A 22,793-nucleotide genomic window follows, 5' to 3' on the forward strand; every position below is an offset into this window, starting at 1 on the left:
TTAGTCCGGCTTCTTCTGGAGCTGCGGGTGCGGACGCCCGAAGTCGGGCGCAGCGGAATCTTGCCCGATTTCGACAATGCCGCGGCGGATGGCGCGGGTGCGGGTGAAGTGCTCGAACAACGCCTCGCCGTCGCCGCGCCGGATCGCCCGCGTCAGCTTGGAGAGGTCCTCGTTGAACGTGCCGAGCATCTCCAATACGGCGTCCTTGTTAGCCAGGAAAACGTCGCGCCACATGGTGGGATCGGACGCGGCGATGCGGGTGAAATCGCGAAAACCGCCGGCAGAAAACTTGATCACCTCCGACGACGTCACCTGCGCGAGCTCGTCGGCCGTGCCGACGATGGTGTACGCGATCAGGTGCGGCAGATGGCTCGTGATCGCCAGCACGAGATCATGATGCTCCGGCGTCATGGCTTCGACCTTGGCGCCCATCGCGGCCCAGAACGCGCGCAAGCGATCGACTGCGCCTGCGTCGGTACCCTCCGGCGGCGTCAGGATGCACCAGCGATTGATGAACAGTTCGGCGAAGCCTGAATCGGGCCCTGAATGTTCGGTGCCGGCCACGGGATGCGCCGGGACGAAGTGCACGTGCTTCGGCAGATGCGGCGCCATGTCCTTGACCACAGCGCCTTTCACCGAGCCGACATCCGAGACGATCGCGTCTGGCTTGAGGTATGCGGCAATCTCCTGCGCAACCGCGCCGCAGGCACCGACGGGAATGCAGAGGATGACGAGATCGGCATCCCTGACCGCTTCCACGTTGGTGTCGACCACGCGGTCGACGACGCCGAGTTCGGCGACCCGCGCGCGTGTCTTTTCCGAGCGCGCGGTCGTGACGATCTCGCCCGCCAACCCTTGCGCCCGCGCGGCGCGCGCGATCGATCCGCCGATCAGGCCGAAACCGATCAGCGCAAGCCGCGCAAATTGCGGTGCGACGCCGTTCACTTGCCGCCCACGAAGTCGCGCAAGCCTTCGACGACGAGGCGGTTGGCCTCCTCGGTGCCGATGGTCATGCGCAAGGCGTGCGGCAGCTTGTAGTTATTCAGCGCGCGCAGCACCAGCCCCCGCTTGGTGAGAAACGCGTCAGCATCGGCCGCGGTCTTGCCCTTCTCGGCCGGGAAATGGATCAGCACGAAATTGGCGACGCTTGGCGTCACCTTCAATCCGAGCTTGCCGATCTCCTCCGTCAGCCAGTTGCGCCATTTCTCTGTGTGCGCCTTCGACATTTCCAGATGCGCGGTGTCCTCGATCGCGGCCACCGCCGCGAGCATCGCGGGCGTCGAGACATTAAAGGGTCCGCGAATCCGATTGACGGCATCCACGATGTGTTCCGGTCCGAACATCCAGCCGACCCGCAGCGCGGCGAGACCGTGGATCTTCGAGAAGGTGTGGGTCATCACGGTGTTCTCCGTGGTCGCCACGAGTTCAAGGCCGCGCTCGTAATCGTTGCGCGACACGTAATCGGAATAGGCCGCGTCGAGCACCAGCAGCACATGCGAGGGCAGGCCGGCGCGCAGCCGCTTGACCTCGTCGAACGGCAGATAGGTCCCGGTCGGATTGTTCGGGTTGGCGAGCCACACCATCTTGGTGCGCGGCGTCACCGCTTTGAGAATAGCATCGACATCGGCGGTAAACTCGGTCTCGGGCGCGACCACATTCTTCGCGCCGTTCGCCATGGTCGCGATCGGATAGACGAGAAAGCCGTGTGTCGTGGAAATCGCCTCGTCGCCCTGGCTCAGATAGGTGTGCGCCAGCAGGTTCAGAATTTCGTCCGAACCGGCGCCGCAGATGATGCGGTTGGGGTCGAGCCCGAACGCGCGGCCGATCGCCTCGCGCAAGACCCTGGACGTGCCTTCCGGATAGTCCTCCAGATGCGCCGCCGCATCCTTGTAAGCCTCGATCGCCTTGGGCGAGGGGCCAAACGGTGTTTCGTTGGCCGAAAGCTTGAACACCTTGCGGCCCGGTTCCGGCACCGGGCTCTTGCCGGGCGTATAGGGCGCAATATCGAGAATGCCGGGATTCGGCACGGGGCGGGACATCTTCAACTCCGGAATTGGCGAGGCGGCTATTTGGCCGATCCGCTTGGAGGGACCGTATAGCGCGTTGCGTGGCTGCCGACGAGAGCCGTTGAGCGCACCGAGGCGCCGGCCTCGATGAGCGCCAGCTTGATCTTTTCCAACCGGTTGGCTCCGGCGATCGAGACCAAGAGCGCCGCACCGTCGAAAGCCGTATCGGGCACGGCGACGATCTCGGCCAGCGGCGACAGCGCGTGCGCGACCTCGGCATTCCAGCCCGAGACGCGCACGCTCCAGGTTTCGACTTCGGTCACCATGGCGCTGTCGGCCACGCGCGAGACCACGAACACGGGCAGTGCCGCCGGGTGGTCGGCACGCTCGACAAAGGGCAGCCGCGCGATGATCTTCGGGGCGCCATCCGCTTCCAGCGTCGTCCACCACGGGGTGCGGCTGGAGACCGCGGAAACCAGCGCCAGGTCGCCTTTCGATCTGGCGACTGCCTCGACCGCGGCAGCGGCGCTGAAATGCGCGACATAGGGAACGGTGAAGCCGAAATGGAAGCGTGCGGAATCCCGCATCGCGGATTCACCGAGCGACACGTCGGCATGCACGGAAAACGGCGCCTGCACATAGGTGAAGGTCGAGATGATCACGCGCCAGATGCTCTCGACGGTGTCGAGCGGCAGGATGCCGCGATGGCGCTGGACCAGGCGGCGCATCATGTCGGCTTCGCGTGCGGGGCGAAAGGCAGAACCGACCTCCTGGGTCTGCTTGACCTGGATCAGCCGGTCGATGATGTCGCCGCGCTGCATGAGGAGCCGGTGCATGCCTTCGTCGATGCGATCGATCTCCTCGCGCAGCTCGGCGAGCGAAGGCGGGGCGGGTGGACGCTGGGACATGATTGAATGCCTTGGGAGCCGGATCGGCTGAGTCCGACCGGCACGCTGGGGATTGATTAGGAAAGACGGCCGACGAAAGCAAAGAGAAACGTCAAATCGGCAGGTCCCTCGCCCGCAGCTCTCACCTGCGTTAGCCACGCCCTTTGGCTTGACGAGGCGGCCGTGGCGGACTAATTTTGTACCGTTCCGTGGTCATTTGAGCCGGCCGGCTTGCAGCCACGTTAAACAACTCGCTAAACAGGCCGGGGAGAGATGGATCCCGGCCGAACCTTTGTTCAGGCCGGGTTTTTTGTGGCCTGATTTCAGCGCTGGCTTCTGCGCCATCGCAAACGAGGTCAGTGCAAGATGGCAAGCGTAAAGTCCAGACCGAGTCCCGCGAAAATTCCTGCGAAAACTCCGTCGGTCAGCGCAGACGAGCGGTCGCATGAGGTGGACCATCCGAGTTCGCCCCTCGCGCAGTTCGGCGCCGATCAGCCGCTCAAGCTCGACTGCGGGCTCGATCTGTCGCCGTTCCAGATCGCCTATCAGACCTATGGCAAGCTCAACGCCGATCGCTCCAACGCCATTCTGGTCTGCCACGCGCTGACGGGCGACCAGCATGTCGCCAATGTGCACCCGGTCACCGGCAAGCCGGGCTGGTGGGAAACGATGGTGGGACCGGGCCGGCCGCTCGACACCAATCACTATTTCATCATCTGCTCCAACGTGATCGGCGGCTGCATGGGGTCGACCGGACCTGCCTCGATCAATTCCTTGACCGGGAAGGTCTGGGGGCTGGACTTTCCGATCATCACCATTCCCGACATGGTGCGGGCGCAGGCGATGCTGCTCGATCGCCTCGGCATCGAGACGCTGTTCTGCGTGGTCGGCGGCTCGATGGGCGGCATGCAGGCGCTGCAATGGACCGCGGCCTATCCTGAGCGCGTGTTCTCCGCGCTTGCGATCGCCTGCTCGACGCGCCATTCCGCGCAGAACATCGCCTTCCACGAGCTGGGCCGACAGGCGGTCATGGCCGATCCGGATTGGCATGGCGGCCGTTATGCCGACCTTGGCAGCCATCCCCATCGCGGCCTCGCAGTCGCGCGCATGGCTGCGCACATCACCTATCTTTCGGACGCCGCGCTGCATCGCAAGTTCGGCCGGCGCATGCAGGATCGCGAGCTCCCGACCTTCTCGTTCGACGCGGATTTCCAGGTCGAAAGCTATTTGCGCTACCAGGGCTCGTCCTTTGTCGAGCGCTTTGACGCCAACAGCTATCTCTATCTGACGCGAGCGATGGATTATTTCGACATCGCGGCCGATCATGATGGCGTGCTGGCGGAAGCCTTTCGCGGCATCAAGACCCGCTTCTGCGTGGTGTCGTTCACCAGCGACTGGCTGTTTCCGACCTCGGAGTCGCGGGCGCTGGTGCACGCGCTCAATGCCTCCAGCGCGCGCGTGTCGTTTGCGGAAATCGAGACCGACCGCGGGCACGACGCCTTCCTGCTCGACGTGCCCGAATTTTTCGACATCTCCCGTGCCTTCCTGCAATCGGCGGGCAAGGCGCGGGGGCTCAACAATGGAAGCTGATCATGTCCGTGCAGGAAGCCTTGCCGCTGAATGGCGCGGCAGCAAGATCGCCCGGTCGGCATCGTGGCGATCACCTTCTGGTGGCTGGGCTGATCGAGCCCGGCTCAAACGTGCTTGACGTCGGCTGCGGCGATGGCGATCTCTTGCAGCTTCTGGAGAGCCGCGGCATTGACGGCCGCGGCATCGAGCTCTCGCGCGAGGGTGTGAACCGCTGCGTCGCGAAGGGCCTCGCCGTGGTGCAGGGCGACGCCGACACCGACCTCGTCAATTACCCCGATGACGCCTTCGATTATGTGATCCTGTCGCAGACGCTGCAGGCAACACGGCAGCCGAAGGCGGTGCTGGAAAACCTGCTCCGGATCGGCCGCCGCGCCATCGTCACCTTTCCAAATTTCGGCTTCTGGAAGATGCGGCTGCAGCTTCTGATCGGCGGGCACATGCCGCGTACCGAAAACCTGCCCGCCACCTGGTATGATACGCCCAACATTCACTTCTGCACCATCAAGGATTTCGTGCAGCTTTGTGACGAGATCGGAGTCAAGATGGAGCGGTCCTGGGCCCTCGACATTTACGGCCGGCCGCTGCGGCTCAAGCTGCCCTGGTGGTTCTGGAATATGTTCGGCGAGCAGGGCGTGTTTCTGCTGAGTAGGGCAGGGAAGCATAAATAAATAGACGCCGTCATTCCGGGGCGCCTCGAAGAGGCCAACCCGGAATCTCGCGCCGCAAGCTCTGGATTTTCGGGTTCGCGCTTGCGCGCGCCCCGGAATGACGAGGGCTACTCCGCCACCAACGACCGCGGGTCACGCGGCGACCAGCGGCCCGCCTCCACCAGCGCGATGAAGCGTTCGACCATTGCGTTGAACAGCGCCGGCTCCTCGAGATTGAGCACGTGGCCGGATTTTGGGAAAAACGTCAGTCCGGCCGCCGGCAAATGCCTCTTCAGGAAGAGGCTCGGCTCGACGCAATTGTCGTCCTCATCGCCGCAGATGATGAGCGCCGGCGTCGCCACCTTCTTGATCGCCTCGGTCATCGTGTAGATCGAGGGACGGCCGCCCTGAAAACCGCGCATGGTGTTGGCGGAACCCTTGGCATCATGACGCGCCAGCGCTGCATAGAAATCCGCGTGTCCGCGCGGATCCTTCACCAGGAAAGGAATCCGCCCCGGCGCCTCGCGCGTCACTTCGGCAACCTTCACCGAGCCGAGAGTCTCGAACTGCTCGGCCGTGGCGCGGCATTGCGCGCGAAAGCTTTCGAGGTTCTCGAGGCTCGAGCCTGAGCCGACGCCGGCGAGCGTCATCGAGAGCGCGCGCTGCGGCGAATGAAGCGCGATCTGCAGCGACGAGTAGGAGCCCATGGAAAGCCCCACCAGGTGCGCCTTCTCGATTCCGAGATGATCGAGCACGGCAAGTGCGTCGGTATAAAAATGCTTATAGCTGTAGACCTCGGGCGAAGGCGGCACGTCGGAGGGCGTGTAGCCGCGCGCGGAATAGGCAATGCAGCGGTGACCGCGCGAAAAGTAGCGCATCTGCGGCTCCCAATTGGTGTGGTCGGCCGCGAACTCATGCAGGAAGAGGATCGGCGTCCCGCTGCCTACCTCTTCGAAATACAGACGGACGTTATCCTTCGTGAGGGCATGGGGCATGGGCGTTTCCTTGTTGTTTTGGCCGAAGGTAAAAAATCGCAGTTAATGCGGCCGGCAGCAATGCGGTCGCTGCAACGCAGGCATCAAATCATCGCGGAAATTCGCAAAACATGGTTTCTGCATCGCGGCATGCGTCATGTTCTTGCCACATCCGGATTCTCATACGGCCCACGCGCGTCGGCCTATCGCGGATGGCCGGCACGGAAATGGGGGTGCTAACCAGGGAATGAGTATGGTTGCGTTTTCTGCGTTCGGCCGGTCGCTTGTTGCGCTGGCTTTCTGTTCGGCGGCGTTCGCCGTTTCTTCTTCTCCCGCTTCGGCAAGATCTCATCACGGCTCAAGGCACTATGCGCAGTCGCGCCATGCGAGCCACCACTTCGCGAAGCGGCATGTCCACCACCACCGCACTTACGCTCGTGCTTCGCGCTCGGAGCGCGGTGACGCGCAAATGGGATCGGATGGCTTCGATGTGACGCAAGCCGGCGCGGCCTCGAGCGGCGTTGCAATGTCGGGTGGGTTCAGCGGTTCGAGCCTGATTGCCGAGGCCCGCCGTTATCTCGGCGGCAATCCCACGGGGCGCGGCAGCCTGTGGTGCGCGCGTTTCCTGAACATGGTGCTGGAGCGGACCGGCCATCGCGGCACCGGTTCGGATCTTGCCGCCTCCTTCGCCCATTACGGCCAGCGGGTGTCCGGTCCCGAAGTCGGCGCGATTGCGGTGATGAGCCGGCGCGGCGGCGGCCATGTCGGCATCATCACCGGCATCGACGCGAAGGGAAATCCGATCATGATTTCCGGCAACAACGGCCATCGCGTGCGCGAGGCCCCGGTCTCGCGCGGCCGCATCTACGCCTATGTGATGCCGAACTGATCCGACATGCTGGAGCGCGATGAGATCAGGTTGGATCGTCATCGCGCTTCGCGAATCGAGGGGGCGCCCGTCCGGCCTCCGCCCTCATTGCGAGCCAGCGGGTCCGCGCGAAGCGCGGCCCGATGACGGGCTCCGCGAAAGCAATCCAGACTTTCTCCGCAGATGCAGTCTGGACTGCGTCGTCGCTTCGCTCCTCGCAGTGACGGAGCCGGTTGAAGGCGCCTCCGGCTCTGCAACTTGATCGGCGGATGCTCCAGCGCGTTCGAATTGTAGGGTGGGCAAAGGCGCTGCGCCGTGCCCACCATTTCTGCCGAATCGTGAAATCGCCTAGTCGTGGCGGGCGGGCAGCGTGAAGGTTTCGAGAGAGGCCAACTGACCATCCGTTTGCAAACGGGGGCGGTCTGAGGCGGTCCATCATTCAAGCTTCTGATGTGAACAGCAGCGAATCGGGCCCGGTTGGCCGCCGGTGTTGGGGACCCCAAGCGTCCGTTGTTAGACCAGGCGACGCCTTGTAGATTGGAGCGACACCTTAGGGATTGGAAACATGGCGCTCAAGCGGATGGACAACGTAGGAATCGTCGTCGAAGACCTCGGAGGGACGATTGATTTCTTTCGCGAACTCGGCCTCGAGCTCGAAGGGCGGGCCACGATCGAAGGAGAATGGGCCGGACGTGTCACTGGACTGGGCGATCAGCGTGTCGAGATTGCCATGATGCGCACACCGGATGGCCACAGCCGGCTCGAGCTCTCCCGTTTTCTTACGCCGCCTGTCGTCGCAGATCACCGGAATGCCCCGGTCAACGCCCTGGGCTACCTCCGCGTCATGTTCGCCGTGGACGACATCGACGAGACGCTTGAAAGGCTCCGCACGCGCGGCGCGCAGCTCGTCGGCGAAGTAGTCCAGTATAAAGACGCGTATCGGCTCTGCTACGTCCGTGGGCCTGAAGGGCTTCTCATCGGACTCGCCCAAGAACTGGGCTGAGCGCAACGGGTCTGCTCCGGGTCATTCGCGCTGTTTTGGCCCGTACCCCAGAAAGTCTGCTGATCCTCCGACAGCGGAGGAATAGCAGACGTCCGTCAACGGCCGCTTGGGGCCAACAACGGACATGGTTACGTGGCTTGGCTGCGATCGGGTCATACACCACGCTCGTGCGCCAGTTCAAGCGTCACGAGCCGTGCCAGCAACGTTGCCGGATAAATTTGGCCGATGATCGCCTCGATGTTGGCAAGGCTGCGTGCATACGGATGCAGGGGCGCAATGTCACCATAGCCGGTGGTCGTTAGGGTTGCGAAACTGAAGTAGATGAGGTTGCCGGCGATGGCGAAGTCGCCGTGATGCGTCGAAATATTCGTGAACGCATTCGGTACCGCCAAGGCGACGAAGCCGTAAAAGGCTACGAATGTCAGCCCGATGATGAGATAGAGCAGGACTGCGCCGACGACCCGGTGATACGTGATCCGCCCGGGCCAGAATACTGCGCGCGCCACCACGATGCTGAGCACCAGACCTGCGATCAGCCACGCACTCGAGTCGAGATAGAGGTCGGTGCGCGGGGACCAGTCGACGTCCATCAGCGCGGCCGCGACCACGAGCCCGATCGCGACGGCGATCGGGGCAGCTACGAGGAAGTTCCGCGAATACAGAAAGACGGCGGGCAGGAGCACCAAGCCGAAGAAGTATCCGAAGTGCTGCCCGGTCACCGCACCTGCGGCTTGCATCGGGCCGATCACAAACAGAAGGACCGAGAGCAACAGTGTCAGCACCGTCAGGAGGGGATCCCTGAGACGCGCGTGGAGGCGATCAAAGTGCGTGAGCATCCCTCAGCCTTCGGCCGTTCATTGCCCTTTCGGCGGCAACACGTAGAGCGTCATAGCGAAGACGGCATAGACCAGGATGAGCAGCGCGCCGATGAACCAAGCCGAACGCCCGCCGTTGGTAATGAATGCCGCAACAAGCGTGGCAACGAAGACCATTACCACCGCGCCAGGCCAGAATTGCAGGTCCATCGGCGTCGGCCCAACGACGTAGCTGAGAAGCACGAGCACCGGGCCGACGAAGAGCGCGATCTGGACCGCGCTGCCAAGCGCGATCCCAACACTCAGGTCGAGGCGGTTCTTGCGCGCCGCTGACAGCGCCACGGTCATTTCGGCGGCGCCGCCGACGAGTGCGACAACGACAAACCCGACGAAGGCAGGGCTCATCCCCAATACCTTTGCGGCCTCCTGCACCGACTCGACGAAAATCTCACTCACCAGAGCGACGAGCAATGTGACAACGGCGAGTGTACCGAGGGCCAGGCCGATCGGCCACGACAGTTCGTCGGCCTCGGCCTGCTCCGCGCCAGCGAAGATTTCGCGATGTGTCTTAAGGGAGAACAGCAAGCCCAGTCCATATCCGACGATGAGCAGCACCGCCAAGCCGGCGCTGAGCTTCTGGGTCATCACCGCCCCTGCCGCAAAGTCGGTCCTGGCGATCGCCGAAGGACTCACGAGCGCAACGGCGGCGAGCAGGAGCAAGCCAGCGTTCAGCCGCGCGCTGGCACGGTTGTATTCCTGGACGTGGTACTTGAGGCCGCCAACAAGAAAGGACGCGCCGAGCATGAAAAGCGCGTTGGTCACGATGGCGCCGGCTACGGATCCCTTCACCAGGGTGTACTGCCCAGCATGGAGCGCCGCAATAGCGATGACCAGCTCGGTCAGGTTTCCCAGGGTTGCGTTGAGCAGGCCGCCGACGGCATCGCCGGTCCTTTCCGCAACGGATTCGGTGGCATGACTGAGCAAGGCTGCAAGCGGCACGATCGCGAGAACTGAAAGAAGGAACAGCAGGGTGTGCGCGTCAGGGATGATTTCCGCGGCCAACAAAACCACAGGCACGAGGACCAGCAACCAGAGCATGCGGTTGTGGCGGAGCTCGATGAGCAAAGGTTTCATGATCCACCTGCTCCAGCTTTCAGAAACCGACGACCCGCGACCATAGTTCCAATTGAGGTGCGGCCAATCGTTGATATGGATCAATACGACCGCGCGTCGTCTATCAATGCGCACCCGACTCGCACGAACCTATCTTCCCGAGGCATCGAGCGGATACTGCCCTTTCGCGCAGATTACTGATTGCGGGCCGCCGATCCGGTGCGTCCGCGCGGCGACCAAGCCGCCGGAGCTGACGTGGGTTTCCGCAAAAGGTCGTCAGGAAGATCGCGTCGGACGGCCGAGGATCGGTGCGGTTGGCTGCTCTACCATTGATCAAGATCAAGGTCGTGACTTGGCGGGATGTCGCCGCCGTGCCTCTGTCTTGAGACGGAGTCGCGAGCGACCGAATACGCCTTGGCGGCAGCTCTTTCCGAACTCCCGATGTCCGAGTTGGGTCAAAATGCGAAGAACTCGGCGTGAGCACATCCAGTCCGCTATGGCCCGCTGGGCGGACTTCAATGACACGTGTCGCCACTTCGCTGATTTGATAGAGCCGGACGCTCCGCTATTCGTGGACAAGAATGTTGACCAAGCGACCGAGCGGATCGCGAACGTAAAAGCGGCGCACGTGCCAGGGCTCGCTTGTTGGCCCGTACTCTATGTCGGCTCCGAAGGCACGAACGCGCCGCAGGGCCTCGTCCAGGTCGTCGACCTCGACAGAAAGCTCCGGCACCGCTGTTCCTGATCCGCCTTCGCTGGCGATGCTGATTTGAGGCGCCATTTTGGTGGGCGCCGCCAACGTCACGATCCAACCCTGATCCATCACAACTTCAAGGCCGAGAACCTCGGCATAGAATTGCGTGACCTTCGAGACATCGGCTGCGGCCAAGTTGGTGACAATGCGTTTGACTTGCATTTTTGCCTCTTACCAGACTCGTGTGAGCTTTCCATGTCCGGAGACGGGTGGCTTGTCGTTTCCGGGTGTTGCCCGAGAAGCAGACTGTTCAGTAGCCGTCCAGACTTCGCGTTCGAGCCCACAGGAGCCGTTGGGTCCCGCTCGACCGATCTGCGCGATGGTTGACCAGTGCACCCGCAAGACAGCCTTTTCGCCAGCCGCCGGAATCTGCATCCGCTCGCATCAATTCGGCCGCGGCCGCGCGCCGATGAGGCCGCGCTGTGGCTCCGCATCGTGGATAGGCGATTCGCCCGACGGGCAAGAGCAGTTGAAATCTTTCTGCCTTGCTTCGCCTCGTGCTCTCTCCGCGCCTCAAAAACCACGTGCGCGAAAAATCGAATTTCGCGTTTCCATTCAAGCCGATTTGGGTCGTCCAGCCCTCAACGTAAAAATATCTGTTTTTCAGAAATCGTGCATGCTTGCATCGTCCGGGCCCGGGAAAGAGGGGCGTCTCGCGAACGTCACGAAACGTTGGGCTTGGGATGCGGTGGACGCGAGAGCGTCGTGCGCGTGCGTGGTTGCAGGGCGGCTTTGTCGTGAGCGATCGAACGGCGCGCGGGACGAGCGGCGCTAAAAGCGTCTCCATCAGAAATTCGGCGGGCTATGCGAGAAATTCCGCCGCGTGCGTTCTGGCGGAGGGGTTCGCGGACGGCGAAGTCGTGTGGTCCTGGCGCGCCCATGCAGGCGTCAAGTCTTGCGAGCTTTGCGTTGAGCCCAACCGGGCGGAGATGCGCAAGACAATCGCGGGGCGACGGTGGCAACAAGCTGGTTCACCGGGGAGAGCGCGAAGTAAGCCGTAAACCACCGCGCAGGGAAGGCCGGTTGCTACCGCCTGTACCTGTGGTCACCGCGCCTCGCGCAAATTTCTTTGCGCGGGGGCCCCGGGTGCATGCGGCCACCCGGCCTTCCCTGTACCCTCTTCTATCGAGGGTAATCGAGATGCAAAGCTCGGGCGCACCGCGCCGCGAGGATGTGAAATCATGCCTCTGCTCGTCATTGCGAGGAGCAACGCGACGAAGCAATCCAGAGTCGCGCGCGTGGTTCTGGATTGCGTCGCGGAGCCTGTCATCGGGCCGCGCTTCGCGCGGACCCGTTGGCTCGCAATGACGGAGGAGGCGTGATTTCCGCTGTGTCCGCCAAAGCGAGAACGCTTCCCTCAGACCAGCCTCGGTTCGTCCAACTCAATGCGGTCACCCACCCCTATCGTGCCTGCCGAGACCACCTCGGCATAGATGCCGCATTCGTTGTGACCGAGCTCTCGCATGAGCGTGGCGGGGATCTCCAAATCGCGCGCGCCCGTCTCCGGATCGACATTGGTCGCGGCGCAGCGGGTGATGCATTTGACGACCTTCAACCGGGCCTCGCCAATAGCGAGCGTTTGGCGGACGAGGCTCAGCTCATGCCAGGCCGGCCAACCCCGCAGGTAGAGGTTGGCGCGGAAGCGCAAGGGATTGACCTTGGCGCCGACCATGGTCTCGATCGCGGCAACGCTGCCGAGATTGATGATCGAGACGACCTTCCTGGCGACATCGGAGAAGCTGTGTCCGCCGCCCGACAGCAGTTTCGGCGGCCCCTTCAGTTCGCGCTGAAAGTCCTGCGCGAAATAGCTTTCGATGGTGGCGCGGCCCTGTTCGGTCTCAAGATCGCCGCGCGCGACCACGTCGTCGCCTTTGCGAATGCTGAGAAGGTTGGTTGCATCATCGAACTGGCTGCGCAGCGTCGCCAGCCGCTCGTCGCGCATCAGCATCAAGTACTGGGTCTTGGGTCGCCAGGCCGGCGCGGCGGGGTCGAAACCGGAAGGCCCGTTCTCGATGGCATAGCGGCGGTCGGCCGGAAGGGTCTGGCCCACGGCCAGGCTGACCTTCTCCAAAGCCTCTGGGGTGAGGCCCTTCACCGGGTAGCGGTAGATACCGCTGATTGCGGCGGGGGGTGTATCAGGCATTCGATTTCCTTCGGATTCCTGGCCGATTTCTGTCCGAGGCCAAAGCTGCGCACGATTTTGTGAAGCCGCCTCTTCCGTTCGGGATAGGCCCTTCCCACATTTGCCGCAAGCTGGCGGAAACGTCGGCGATACCTCCGCTCGGTCCGTTGACGAAGGTCAACACCGACAGCGGAAAACCCAATGAAGATGCCAAGTCCGTGCTTTCGAGGCGGGGGTGGCAGGCTTGAGGGAATGACCGATGAATATCGAAAAATATACCGAGCGCGCACGGGGCTTCATCCAGTCCGCGCAGGCGCTGGCCATGCGCGATGGCCACCAGCAGTTTTCGCCGTTGCACCTGTTGAAAGTGCTGCTGGACGATTCCGAGGGGCTCGCGGGCGGGCTGATCGACCGCGCCGGCGGCAATTCGCGCGCCATCCTGAAGGCCACCGAGGACGCGCTCAACAAGCTGCCAAAAGTTTCCGGAAGTGGCGCCGGCCAGGTCTATCTGTCACCGGACTTGGCGCGGGCTTTCGATGCCGCCGAGAAGGCGGCCGAGAAAGCCGGCGACAGTTTTGTCACGGTGGAGCGTTTGTTGCTGGGGCTTGCGCTGGAGAAGAACAGCGAAGCCGGCACCATCCTGGCCAAAGGCGGGGTGACGCCGCAAAAGCTCAATGCGGCGATCGAATCCTTACGCAAGGGCCGCACCGCGGATTCCGCCACGGCCGAAAATGCCTACGACGCACTGAAGAAATATGCGCGCGACCTGACGCAGGCGGCGCGCGACGGCAAGCTCGATCCGGTGATCGGGCGCGACGAGGAAATCCGCCGCACGATCCAAGTTCTGTCCCGCCGCACCAAGAACAACCCGGTGCTGATCGGCGAGCCCGGCGTCGGCAAGACCGCCATCGTCGAGGGTCTGGCGCTGCGCATTGTCAATGGCGACGTGCCGGACAGCCTGAAGGACAAGCGGCTGCTTGCGCTCGACCTCGGCGCGATGATCGCCGGCGCCAAATACCGCGGCGAATTCGAGGAGCGGCTGAAGGCCGTGCTGCAGGAGGTCACTTCCTCCGAGGGCACCTACATCCTGTTCATCGACGAGATGCACACGCTGATCGGCGCCGGCAAGGCTGACGGCGCGATGGACGCGTCGAACCTGCTCAAGCCGGCGCTGGCGCGTGGCGAGCTGCACTGCATCGGCGCCACCACGCTCGACGAATACCAGAAGCACGTCGAGAAGGATGCGGCGCTGGCGCGGCGCTTCCAGCCGATCTATGTCAACGAGCCGACGGTCGAGGACACGGTCTCGATCCTGCGCGGCCTCAAGGACAAATACGAACAGCACCACGGCGTGCGGATCGCCGATTCCGCGCTCGTGGCCGCCGCCACGCTGTCCAACCGCTACATCACCAACCGTTTCCTGCCCGACAAGGCGATCGACCTGGTCGATGAGGCCGCGGCGCGGCTGAAGATGCAGGTCGATTCCAAGCCGGAAGAGCTGGATTCGCTGGATCGCGAGATCATTCGCTTGAAGATCGAGCAGGAGGCGCTGAAGAAGGAAACCGATCGCGGCTCCAAGACCCGGCTGCAGGCGCTCGAGAAGGAGCTCGCCGATCTCGAGGAGAGGTCGGCGGCGCTGACCCAGCGCTGGAGCGCGGAGAAGAACAAGCTGTCGAACGCGCAGAAGCTGAAAAGCGAGCTGGATGCGTTGCGGGTTGAACTCGCCAACGCCCAGCGTCGCGGCGAATTCCAGCGCGCCGGCGAACTGGCTTATGGCAAGATTCCGGAGATCGAGAAGAAGCTCGCCGAGATCGAAGCCAAGGAGAACAGCGGCGAGATGATGGAGGAGGCCGTCACCGCCAACCATGTCGCGCAGGTGGTGTCGCGCTGGACCGGCGTGCCCGTCGACAAGATGCTGGAAGGTGAGAAGGACAAACTCCTGAAGATGGAGGATGTGCTGAGCCAGCGCGTCGTCGGCCAGGCCGAGGCCGTGCATGCCGTCGCCACCGCCGTGCGGCGCTCGCGTGCAGGTCTGCAGGATCCGAACCGGCCCATGGGCTCGTTCATGTTCCTGGGCCCCACCGGCGTCGGTAAGACCGAGTTGACCAAGGCGCTTGCCGAATTCCTCTTCAACGACGAGACCGCGATGGTCCGTCTCGACATGTCCGAATACATGGAGAAGCACTCGGTGGCGCGGCTCATCGGGGCGCCTCCGGGCTATGTCGGCTATGAGGAGGGCGGCTCGCTGACGGAAGCGGTGCGCCGGCGCCCCTATCAGGTCGTGCTGTTCGACGAGATCGAAAAGGCACATCCTGATGTCTTCAACGTGCTGCTGCAGGTGCTCGACGATGGCCGCCTGACTGACGGTCAGGGCCGCACCGTGGATTTCCGCAACACGCTGATCATCATGACCTCGAATCTCGGCTCCGAGTTCCTGGTCAATCAGCCTGAGGGCGAGGACACCTCGCTGGTGCGGGAGCAGGTGATGGGCATGGTGCGTGCGCATTTCCGTCCCGAGTTCCTCAATCGCGTCGATGAGATCATTCTGTTCCATCGCCTGCAGAGGAGCGAGATGGGCCGCATCGTCGAGATCCAGTTCGCGCGGCTGCAGAAGCTGCTGGAGGATCGCAAGATCACGCTCACGCTGGACGCCGCCGCGCGCGACTGGCTCGCGACCAAGGGCTGGGATCCGGCCTATGGCGCGCGCCCGCTGAAGCGGGTGATTCAGCGCTACGTACAGGATCCGCTCGCGGAGATGATCCTCGCCGGCGAGGTCAAGGACGGCGACAAGGTCGTGATTTCGGCCGAGGGCAATGTGCTGACCTTCAACGGCAAGGCGCCGCGAACGGCGGAGATCGCCCAATTCGAGGCGCCGCTACCGAAGCGCAAGCTGAACTAGCCGAGCGGAACGAACGGCAAATTCAAGGGCGCGGCTTTGGAGCCGCGCCCTTTCATCCGTCTTGAGATTAGCCCTCATTGGCGGTTGGCACGCCGCCAGGCTCGTCACCGTCGTCTTCGGCCGCCTGAAGCTCCGACAGGATATCGACGAGTTCGCCGACGCGGCCGCTTGGAAGTGGCCTGCCGGTATTCATCAAGGGCTCGTCATTGGCGATCCAGGCCTGAGCCTCTGCCAGCTCGTCGACGGTCGCGCCGGTTCCAATGATTTGTGAAATCACGACATCATTGGCGTCGGCGCCGCCGACCGCCTTGATCGCGTCTTCGCGCGTGATACGTCGCATGGCATCTCCCCCTTCTGTCAGCGCGATCCCGTCCGCCGCCGGCGGACGGGACTACGCAAGGTCAGCGGATTCGGCCTTAGCGGTTCGCAGTGAGCCGGGGCGGGTGCTGGGACATGATCCAGAGCTCGACCGCGGCGAGAATCGCCACCAAGGCTCCGACAATCACATGAACCGTCATCGGCGTGGTCGATCCCTGGAACCCGAGCACCCAAGGTGAAATCAGGGTCCACAGACCGACGATCAGGTTGAGCCATTCTTCCCAAACCGCGAAGGCGGACAGTGCCGCAATCGCCAGCACCACGATCACGATACCGGCGATGGTGGCGTTCTGGGACATGTTCCCGGCCTCAAAGGCGAAGATCCAGGGTGAGAAGAACAGGAACGCGCCGAGGATCAGGTTCGCAACGTCGCAAATCTTTGCGTTTGACCAGCTCTCCATGGCAGCCTCCATTGAAGCTCGAAGGTCTTTCTCCGACGGGTTTCAACCTGCGGACTACCGGGCAGTTCCGATCTGGGCTGCCAAATTTTATGAAACCGGCTCGGGAGCACCCGGGTTTTGCCTGTGTCCGCCGTCGGAAGCTGCAGCCGATATCGCAGCGACGCGGAGCCTCTTGCAAAATCCGGCCAAGATAAACCGGTCCGAGGTCGCCCTCCATCGTTGCGCCGCAGCAGGACGCGATCAAACGAAAGGATGCGGCCATGAGCAGGGATCTCGACCAGAACCTTATCAATCATAACAAGCCGGTGTTTGATTATCTCCACCCGCGGATCTATGTGGTCGCGATCGGGCTGGTCGCGTGGTTTGCGATGGCGGCCTGGATCTTCTTCGACCACCAGTTCGGCAAGCCCGACGACATGTCGCTGCCGCTCGCGATGGTCAGCGTCCTGCTCCTGTTCGCCGTCCTCTTGCCCTGGGCGCTGTCCCTGGTCTGGAAACGGCACCCCAGGCCGAATGACCGCCATCCCCCGGACACGACGTTCCGAGATTGGAGACTCGGCGATTTCGCCGTCTGGGACAGCCAGCTCCACAGCACGCACGCAGCCATCGACATGCTGCTGCCGCTGGCGGCCGTCGCATTCGGCCTCACCGCGATCGGTATCGTCTTCCTGATTTGCGCAAGCCTTGCGAGCTAGGTCAGCTCGAGATCGCCACCGCTGCTCAGCGGTTCGTCAACTGTGGCGGGCCGCTCGTGGCATCCGAGATACGCGACACCGCGCCGCCGCGTCCGCTCATCATGCTGTCGAGCCGGTCGCGCTCCTTCTCGAAACCCGCCATCATCGCGCCTTCCAGAGCGCGGCCGCGCGGCAGCTTGACGCGCATCGGATCGACGAAACGGCCGTTGACCAGGATCTCGTAGTGGACATGGGCGCCGGTCGACATGCCGGTTGACCCGACGAAGCCGATCACCTGGCCCTGGCGGACGCGTTTGCCGACTTCCATCCCCTTGGCGAACGCCGACATGTGGCCATAGGCGGTCTCGTAACCGTTGTTATGCTTGAGGCGGATGTACTTGCCGTAGCCGCCTTCCCAGCCGATCTTCTCGACGACGCCGTTGCCGGCGGCAAAGATCGGGGTGCCGTAGGCCGTGGCCCAATCGACGCCGGTATGCATCTTGACGTAGCCGAGGATCGGATGGCGGCGGCCGCCGAAGCCGGAGCGCATGATCGCGTCGTTCACGGGCTTGCGCACCAGGAACTTCTTCGCGCTCTTGCCGGTCTCGTCATAGTAGTCGACGACGCCATCGTCGGGGGTCTGGAAGCGATAGTATTTCTTGGTTTCGCCGCCCACGGTCAGGGAAGCGAACAGCACCTCGTTCTTCTCGCTGCTCGCCCCTTCGTCTTCGCCGGCATAGAACACGTCGAAGGAATCGCCGGGCTGCACCCTGCGCTGGAAGTCGACGTCGTAGGAATAAATGCGGATCATGTCATCGATGACCGGCATCGGCACCTTGTTGCGCAGCGCGGTCTCGTAAATGCTCTGGTAGAGCCGCACGCCGCTGCCGTCGTCATCGTCATCGTCACTGCTGCTGGAATTGTCCGCCGTGTCGGTGACGGTGTTCATGCTCTGCACGTCGACCGCGACGTACTTGCCGAGATCCGACAGCGCGACGTCCGCTTCGACCATGGTATCGTTGGCGATGATCACGCGATACGGCTGCAGCCGCGCGCCGGGAGCGGCGCTTGCGGGGGCCATCAGGATGCGCAGTTTCTCGCCTTCCTTGATGCCGCCCTCGCGGCCGCGGGCGCCGAGCAAGGCGGTGATCGCCTTGATGTCGTCCGGAGTGGCGCCCTGATCGCGCAGGATGGAGCCGACACTGTCGCCCTTCTTGACCAGGTGGACACGCTCGCCGGTCGGATTGCCGCCGGTCACCTGGTCCTTGGTCTTCGGCAGCAGCGTTACATTCTCCGGCACCACCCGGGTCTCGAAGCCGGCATAGGGATCGGGCGCCGGCCCCTCGCTGGCGTAGGCCATCTTGATGTCGGACTGCGTGGCGCCTGTTGCATCAGCGGTCGCATTGGCAAGCGCATAGCGCACGCCGGCGGCGCCATTGCCGTGCCAGTTGGCGGCATCGCGCACCCGCATCAGGATCTCGTCCAGCGGCACGCCTGCGGCGATCTTGGCTTTCGGCAGCACCGTGCCGAGGTCCTTGGTAACGAACGAGACCTCGGCGTCGGGTTCGGCGGCGTCCGCATTATTAGCGTTGTCAGAGGCGGTCTGCCCGTCGCTACCGACGTCGGCGAGCATGCGCTGGGCGTTGAAAGGCGGGATTTTGGCGCTCAGATCGCTGGTCGTCATCGACAGATTGCCGGAAACCCGCACGAATGGCCGTACCCGGATCACCTCGCGATTGCCGACCTTCGTGACCATCGAGACCCGCAGCAGGCTCCGCGCCGCGGTGGCTTCGCCGGGCGGGGGCAAGCGGTCGGCTTTGTGCAGGCTCACTGTGCGATCATTGGCGCCGAACGCGCCGCGCAGCGCACTTTCGACCCGCTCCGGCACCCGGGCGAAGGTCGTTTCGCCGTCGAGGGAGGCAAAAACGGCGCCGCCGATGAGGGCCGCGCCGCAAAGACCGGTCAGGATCGTACCGCTGAACCATTGGACGGAAACACGACGACGATCGATGACGGCGGCTTCCGACCCGTCAACGGAAAGCGGCGGCTCATGGCCGAGGTCGATGACCCCGACATCGCGCCCATAGCCGCCCCCGCGTGACGTTCGTTGGTTCAACCCAGCGTCCCCCAAACTCCACCGATCGCATGCTGGGAGATCTCTGTCCGGCCGGGATCTCGATTTGCTCCCCGCAAGAGCAATTCGGCGATCTGGCGTGCTGCAAATGTTGTCCGGAAATCGATGGCCCGGAGCTTGATGCTTGGGCCGGCCGGATTCGCGGACAACGATGCTGCTTAGATCTCTCGATGTTTCTCGGTCATCAGGATCAGGAACCGGCGACGGGTCATGGCGATCGCCCGCTCCCAAGAAGAAAACCGCCGGCAGCCCCCACTGGCATCCGACGATTCAGTGCTTAACTATACGCCAGATCGTCGCAGGATTGTGGCTCAAGTACGGCGCAAGCCCCGCAAAAATCAGGGCTTCTTTGCGTCGCAAAATAAGTTCGCATGATGCGACGATTTGTTGACATTACCCGTTGACAACCCCGATCGGGCGGGGTTATAGACCGCCCCACTGAGCGCGGCGCTGTTTTGGCCCTCGGCCAAGACCGGTTCTCGCGCCTCTTGAAACTCCTCATTTCGATGAGTGAATCAACAGCCGATAAGTTAGTCGGTTGCGATTTGGCGTCGAACGAGAGTTTCGAAAACTCCCCTTAGGGTGGGAGAGGGATTTTCGGGTCCCGGGCTGTTTGACAAGTAAAGATGAAGAAAGAGAAACGTGGACGGCGGAGTCCTTGCGGGTCTCGAAGATAAGGAAGCTTCGGCTTCCCTCGTTCGAGACTGGACGAAAGACTTCGGCGGTCGACGTTTCGAAAGGTAACACCATGGTCTTTTGCGCTGTGAAGCGCGGATGATCGAAGGTGGGACCTCGTCAAACGTTGTGATCAGCCGGTTCAAAGTTTCAAGTCCAACTTGAGAGTTTGATCCTGGCTCAGAGCGAACGCTGGCGGCAGGCTTAACACATGCAAGTCGAGCGGGCGTAGCAATACGTCAGCGGCAGACGGGTGAGTAACGCGTGGGAACGTACCTTTTGGTTCGGAACAACCCAGGGAAACTTGGGCTAATACCGGATAAGCCCTTACGGGGAAAGATTTATCGCCGAAAGATCGGCCCGCGTCTGATTAGCTAGTTGGTGAGGTAATGGCTCACCAAGGCGACGATCAGTAGCTGGTCTGAGAGGATGATCAGCCACATTGGGACTGAGACACGGCCCAAACTCCTACGGGAGGCAGCAGTGGGGAATATTGGACAATGGGCGCAAGCCTGATCCAGCCATGCCGCGTGAGTGATGAAGGCCCTAGGGTTGTAAAGCTCTTTTGTGCGGGAAGATAATGACGGTACCGCAAGAATAAGCCCCGGCTAACTTCGTGCCAGCAGCCGCGGTAATACGAAGGGGGCTAGCGTTGCTCGGAATCACTGGGCGTAAAGGGTGCGTAGGCGGGTCTTTAAGTCAGGGGTGAAATCCTGGAGCTCAACTCCAGAACTGCCTTTGATACTGAAGATCTTGAGTTCGGGAGAGGTGAGTGGAACTGCGAGTGTAGAGGTGAAATTCGTAGATATTCGCAAGAACACCAGTGGCGAAGGCGGCTCACTGGCCCGATACTGACGCTGAGGCACGAAAGCGTGGGGAGCAAACAGGATTAGATACCCTGGTAGTCCACGCCGTAAACGATGAATGCCAGCCGTTAGTGGGTTTACTCACTAGTGGCGCAGCTAACGCTTTAAGCATTCCGCCTGGGGAGTACGGTCGCAAGATTAAAACTCAAAGGAATTGACGGGGGCCCGCACAAGCGGTGGAGCATGTGGTTTAATTCGACGCAACGCGCAGAACCTTACCAGCCCTTGACATCCCGGTCGCGGACTCCAGAGACGGAGTTCTTCAGTTCGGCTGGACCGGAGACAGGTGCTGCATGGCTGTCGTCAGCTCGTGTCGTGAGATGTTGGGTTAAGTCCCGCAACGAGCGCAACCCCCGTCCTTAGTTGCTACCATTTAGTTGAGCACTCTAAGGAGACTGCCGGTGATAAGCCGCGAGGAAGGTGGGGATGACGTCAAGTCCTCATGGCCCTTACGGGCTGGGCTACACACGTGCTACAATGGCGGTGACAGTGGGATGCGAAGGCGCAAGCCCTAGCAAATCTCAAAAAGCCGTCTCAGTTCGGATTGGGCTCTGCAACTCGAGCCCATGAAGTTGGAATCGCTAGTAATCGTGGATCAGCACGCCACGGTGAATACGTTCCCGGGCCTTGTACACACCGCCCGTCACACCATGGGAGTTGGCTTTACCTGAAGACGGTGCGCTAACCGCAAGGAGGCAGCCGGCCACGGTAGGGTCAGCGACTGGGGTGAAGTCGTAACAAGGTAGCCGTAGGGGAACCTGCGGCTGGATCACCTCCTTTCTAAGGATGATCCTTTCAGATCAGCTCACGCAGATCTATCGGATCGTTTTAGAAACATTCAGGGGCCATCGATCGCCAGATTGATGAGCTCCATAGGCGGGATTTCGCCGTCTTCGTTTCTCTTTCTTCGCGGACGAACACGCGCCAGGGGCTGCGCTGTGCGACGCGTCTGGCGCAAGTCGGATGCGAGCCAGGGCGAGCCTCGAACCCTTGATTGGGAGAGCGTTGGGGCTTGTAGCTCAGTTGGTTAGAGCGCGCGCTTGATAAGCGTGAGGTCGGAAGTTCAAGTCTTCCCAGGCCCACCATTTCATCGAGCGCATGCGTCTCTACTCAGCCTGTAGCATTCGTCTTCTGGTTACGGGGCCATAGCTCAGCTGGGAGAGCGCGTGCTTTGCAAGCATGAGGTCGTCGGTTCGATCCCGTCTGGCTCCACCAGATGAAGTCGAAGATCGACGCTGCAGTCATCGTCATCAAGTCGTCCGCGAAACATCAATTCGCACACGTTATCCGCAACCGGATGCGTTGTGCGTGATTTCTGACATCGTAAAGAGGAGATCGATCCGAGTTGGATCGTGCAAGCAATTGCGCGGCCCTTCACTATCTCCGGATCATTTCGGCGCTCGGCCATCGCGAGATGTTCGAGTTGTAAATGATCTCGTTAGCGAAGCCTGACCGCCTCGCTATCGGTTCGATCTTACGAAGCAAGCTGGTCTTTCTAGTCAATGTCCGGCTGCGCAAGTCTTCCTTCGGGAGAGCGTGCGCGGCATACATTCTGCCGAGTGTGTGGACATTGATAATGAGAGCAATCAAGTGCCTTAAGGGTGTTCGGTGGATGCCTTGGCGCTGAGAGGCGACGAAGGACGTGCTACGCTGCGATAAGCCGTGGGGAGCTGCGAAGAAGCTTTGATCCACGGATTTCCGAATGGGGAAACCCACCTTCGATAGCCGGAACTCCAAGACCTCAAGGTTTTGGGGCTTGACCAGACATGATCGGGACCGAGGCCTCGCAAGAGGTTTTGGATTTCCGGTTATCAAGCGAAGGTATGAGACTTCCGAATAAAATAGGAGGTTTCAAGCGAACCCAGGGAACTGAAACATCTAAGTACCTGGAGGAAAGGACATCAACAGAGACTCCGCTAGTAGTGGCGAGCGAACGCGGACCAGGCCAGTGACACATCAGAGACAACCAGAACCTGTCAGGAAAGCA

17 protein-coding genes, 2 tRNA genes, 2 rRNA genes and 1 riboswitch (1 of these 22 cut by a window edge) are annotated in these 22,793 nt (G+C 62.1%); of the genes, 10 read left to right on the forward strand and 11 right to left on the reverse strand.

The features are described from left to right. The 3 genes from P6U23_RS04155 to P6U23_RS04165 are packed head-to-tail and all read right to left on the reverse strand — an operon-like array spanning position 1 to position 2,914. Positions 1 to 945: a prephenate/arogenate dehydrogenase family protein gene (locus P6U23_RS04155; RefSeq protein WP_407178328.1), complete on the reverse strand. Its 945-nt coding sequence runs from the start codon at positions 943 to 945 to the stop codon at positions 1 to 3. Further along, entirely contained in the window at positions 942 to 2,039 is a 1,098-nt protein-coding gene (gene hisC / locus P6U23_RS04160) for a histidinol-phosphate transaminase (RefSeq protein WP_407178329.1), read from the reverse strand. Before hisC ends, P6U23_RS04155 begins: the two co-directional genes overlap by 4 nt. Positions 2,040 to 2,065: 26 nt before the next feature. Continuing rightward, positions 2,066 to 2,914 carry a chorismate mutase gene (locus P6U23_RS04165; protein WP_407178330.1) on the reverse strand — a complete coding sequence of 283 codons (849 nt, stop codon included), beginning with the start codon at positions 2,912 to 2,914 and terminating at the stop codon, positions 2,066 to 2,068. 178 nt (positions 2,915 to 3,092) lie between these two features. Beyond that, positions 3,093 to 3,172: riboswitch (SAM riboswitch) on the forward strand. Between the two features lie 87 nt (positions 3,173 to 3,259). Here P6U23_RS04165 and P6U23_RS04170 point away from each other — a divergent pair. Both P6U23_RS04170 and metW read left to right on the forward strand, forming a co-directional pair. Beyond that, the gene (locus P6U23_RS04170; protein ID WP_407178331.1) at positions 3,260 to 4,483 is read left to right on the forward strand and encodes a homoserine O-acetyltransferase; all 1,224 of its coding nucleotides are present in this window, start codon (positions 3,260 to 3,262) and stop codon (positions 4,481 to 4,483) included. A 2-nt stretch (positions 4,484 to 4,485) separates the two neighbouring features. Further along, a complete protein-coding gene (gene metW, locus P6U23_RS04175; protein WP_407178332.1) occupies positions 4,486 to 5,151 on the forward strand; it encodes a methionine biosynthesis protein MetW in 666 nt (221 codons plus the stop codon). A gap of 107 nt (positions 5,152 to 5,258) precedes the next feature. On the opposite strand, the gene P6U23_RS04180 is transcribed toward metW, so the two are convergent. Continuing rightward, positions 5,259 to 6,125, reverse strand: a complete 867-nt coding sequence (locus tag P6U23_RS04180) for an alpha/beta fold hydrolase (RefSeq protein WP_407178333.1) — start codon at positions 6,123 to 6,125, stop codon at positions 5,259 to 5,261. A 232-nt stretch (positions 6,126 to 6,357) separates the two neighbouring features. On the opposite strand from P6U23_RS04180, the gene P6U23_RS04185 reads away from it, so the two are divergent. Next, entirely contained in the window at positions 6,358 to 6,993 is a 636-nt protein-coding gene (locus P6U23_RS04185) for a TIGR02594 family protein (RefSeq protein WP_407178334.1), read from the forward strand. Positions 6,994 to 7,537: 544 nt separating this feature from the next. Then, on the forward strand, positions 7,538 to 7,975 hold the full coding sequence (locus tag P6U23_RS04190) for a VOC family protein (RefSeq protein WP_407178335.1): 438 nt from the start codon (positions 7,538 to 7,540) through the stop codon (positions 7,973 to 7,975). Positions 7,976 to 8,127: 152 nt separating this feature from the next. On the opposite strand, the gene P6U23_RS04195 is transcribed toward P6U23_RS04190, so the two are convergent. The 4 genes from P6U23_RS04195 to P6U23_RS04210 all read right to left on the reverse strand — a co-directional run bounded on the left by P6U23_RS04195 (position 8,128) and on the right by P6U23_RS04210 (position 12,800). Continuing rightward, entirely contained in the window at positions 8,128 to 8,811 is a 684-nt protein-coding gene (locus tag P6U23_RS04195) for an ion channel (RefSeq protein ID WP_407178336.1), read from the reverse strand. A gap of 18 nt (positions 8,812 to 8,829) precedes the next feature. Further along, positions 8,830 to 9,924, reverse strand: a complete 1,095-nt coding sequence (cax, locus tag P6U23_RS04200) for a calcium/proton exchanger (RefSeq protein ID WP_407178337.1) — start codon at positions 9,922 to 9,924, stop codon at positions 8,830 to 8,832. A 544-nt stretch (positions 9,925 to 10,468) separates the two neighbouring features. Continuing rightward, complete coding sequence (locus P6U23_RS04205; RefSeq protein ID WP_407178338.1) at positions 10,469 to 10,819, reverse strand: VOC family protein; 351 nt, start codon at positions 10,817 to 10,819, stop codon at positions 10,469 to 10,471. Between the two features lie 1,195 nt (positions 10,820 to 12,014). Further along, positions 12,015 to 12,800: an MOSC domain-containing protein gene (locus P6U23_RS04210; protein WP_407178339.1), complete on the reverse strand. Its 786-nt coding sequence runs from the start codon at positions 12,798 to 12,800 to the stop codon at positions 12,015 to 12,017. A gap of 238 nt (positions 12,801 to 13,038) precedes the next feature. Here P6U23_RS04210 and clpB point away from each other — a divergent pair, with 238 nt between their 5' ends. Continuing rightward, the gene (gene clpB, locus P6U23_RS04215) at positions 13,039 to 15,678 is read left to right on the forward strand and encodes an ATP-dependent chaperone ClpB (protein WP_407178340.1); all 2,640 of its coding nucleotides are present in this window, start codon (positions 13,039 to 13,041) and stop codon (positions 15,676 to 15,678) included. A gap of 67 nt (positions 15,679 to 15,745) precedes the next feature. On the opposite strand, the gene P6U23_RS04220 is transcribed toward clpB, so the two are convergent. Beyond that, positions 15,746 to 16,018, reverse strand: a complete 273-nt coding sequence (locus P6U23_RS04220) for a hypothetical protein (RefSeq protein WP_407178341.1) — start codon at positions 16,016 to 16,018, stop codon at positions 15,746 to 15,748. 76 nt (positions 16,019 to 16,094) lie between these two features. After that, on the reverse strand, positions 16,095 to 16,457 hold the full coding sequence (locus tag P6U23_RS04225) for an SPW repeat protein (protein WP_407178342.1): 363 nt from the start codon (positions 16,455 to 16,457) through the stop codon (positions 16,095 to 16,097). Positions 16,458 to 16,717: 260 nt separating this feature from the next. Between P6U23_RS04225 and P6U23_RS04230 the strand changes: the two genes are divergently transcribed. Then, positions 16,718 to 17,152, forward strand: a complete 435-nt coding sequence (locus P6U23_RS04230; RefSeq protein ID WP_407178343.1) for a hypothetical protein — start codon at positions 16,718 to 16,720, stop codon at positions 17,150 to 17,152. Positions 17,153 to 17,177: 25 nt separating this feature from the next. On the opposite strand, the gene P6U23_RS04235 is transcribed toward P6U23_RS04230, so the two are convergent. Next, positions 17,178 to 19,247: a peptidoglycan DD-metalloendopeptidase family protein gene (locus tag P6U23_RS04235; RefSeq protein ID WP_407178344.1), complete on the reverse strand. Its 2,070-nt coding sequence runs from the start codon at positions 19,245 to 19,247 to the stop codon at positions 17,178 to 17,180. A gap of 850 nt (positions 19,248 to 20,097) precedes the next feature. Here P6U23_RS04235 and P6U23_RS04240 point away from each other — a divergent pair. The 4 genes from P6U23_RS04240 to P6U23_RS04255 all read left to right on the forward strand — a co-directional run. Continuing rightward, positions 20,098 to 21,586 (forward strand): 16S ribosomal RNA (locus P6U23_RS04240). A gap of 228 nt (positions 21,587 to 21,814) precedes the next feature. Next, positions 21,815 to 21,891, forward strand: a tRNA-Ile gene (locus tag P6U23_RS04245). Positions 21,892 to 21,945: 54 nt separating this feature from the next. Further along, positions 21,946 to 22,021: transfer RNA gene (locus P6U23_RS04250), tRNA-Ala, on the forward strand. 369 nt (positions 22,022 to 22,390) lie between these two features. Beyond that, positions 22,391 to 22,793: ribosomal RNA gene (locus P6U23_RS04255) — 23S ribosomal RNA — on the forward strand (it continues 2,443 nt past the right edge of the window). The 16S and 23S rRNA genes sit together here with 2 tRNA genes alongside, the layout of an rRNA operon.

Origin of the sequence: Bradyrhizobium sp. STM 3562, from assembly GCF_045571435.1 — a bacterium.
Classification (GTDB): Bacteria; Pseudomonadota; Alphaproteobacteria; order Rhizobiales; family Xanthobacteraceae; genus Bradyrhizobium.

Excerpts from the sequence above, each read along its gene's own strand:
- P6U23_RS04205 (WP_407178338.1), bottom strand. The coding sequence starts at position 10,819 with ATGCAAGTCAAACGCATTGTCACCAACTTGGCCGCAGCCGATGTCTCG.
- metW (WP_407178332.1), top strand. The coding sequence starts at position 4,486 with ATGTCCGTGCAGGAAGCCTTGCCGCTGAATGGCGCGGCAGCAAGATCG.
- P6U23_RS04180 (WP_407178333.1), bottom strand. The coding sequence starts at position 6,125 with ATGCCCCATGCCCTCACGAAGGATAACGTCCGTCTGTATTTCGAAGAG.
- cax (WP_407178337.1), bottom strand. The coding sequence starts at position 9,924 with ATGAAACCTTTGCTCATCGAGCTCCGCCACAACCGCATGCTCTGGTTG.
- P6U23_RS04170 (WP_407178331.1), top strand. The coding sequence starts at position 3,260 with ATGGCAAGCGTAAAGTCCAGACCGAGTCCCGCGAAAATTCCTGCGAAA.
- P6U23_RS04225 (WP_407178342.1), bottom strand. The coding sequence starts at position 16,457 with ATGGAGAGCTGGTCAAACGCAAAGATTTGCGACGTTGCGAACCTGATC.
- P6U23_RS04195 (WP_407178336.1), bottom strand. The coding sequence starts at position 8,811 with ATGCTCACGCACTTTGATCGCCTCCACGCGCGTCTCAGGGATCCCCTC.
- hisC (WP_407178329.1), bottom strand. The coding sequence starts at position 2,039 with ATGTCCCGCCCCGTGCCGAATCCCGGCATTCTCGATATTGCGCCCTAT.
- P6U23_RS04220 (WP_407178341.1), bottom strand. The coding sequence starts at position 16,018 with ATGCGACGTATCACGCGCGAAGACGCGATCAAGGCGGTCGGCGGCGCC.
- P6U23_RS04165 (WP_407178330.1), bottom strand. The coding sequence starts at position 2,914 with ATGTCCCAGCGTCCACCCGCCCCGCCTTCGCTCGCCGAGCTGCGCGAG.
- P6U23_RS04230 (WP_407178343.1), top strand. The coding sequence starts at position 16,718 with ATGAGCAGGGATCTCGACCAGAACCTTATCAATCATAACAAGCCGGTG.
- P6U23_RS04210 (WP_407178339.1), bottom strand. The coding sequence starts at position 12,800 with ATGCCTGATACACCCCCCGCCGCAATCAGCGGTATCTACCGCTACCCG.
- clpB (WP_407178340.1), top strand. The coding sequence starts at position 13,039 with ATGAATATCGAAAAATATACCGAGCGCGCACGGGGCTTCATCCAGTCC.
- P6U23_RS04190 (WP_407178335.1), top strand. The coding sequence starts at position 7,538 with ATGGCGCTCAAGCGGATGGACAACGTAGGAATCGTCGTCGAAGACCTC.
- P6U23_RS04185 (WP_407178334.1), top strand. The coding sequence starts at position 6,358 with ATGGTTGCGTTTTCTGCGTTCGGCCGGTCGCTTGTTGCGCTGGCTTTC.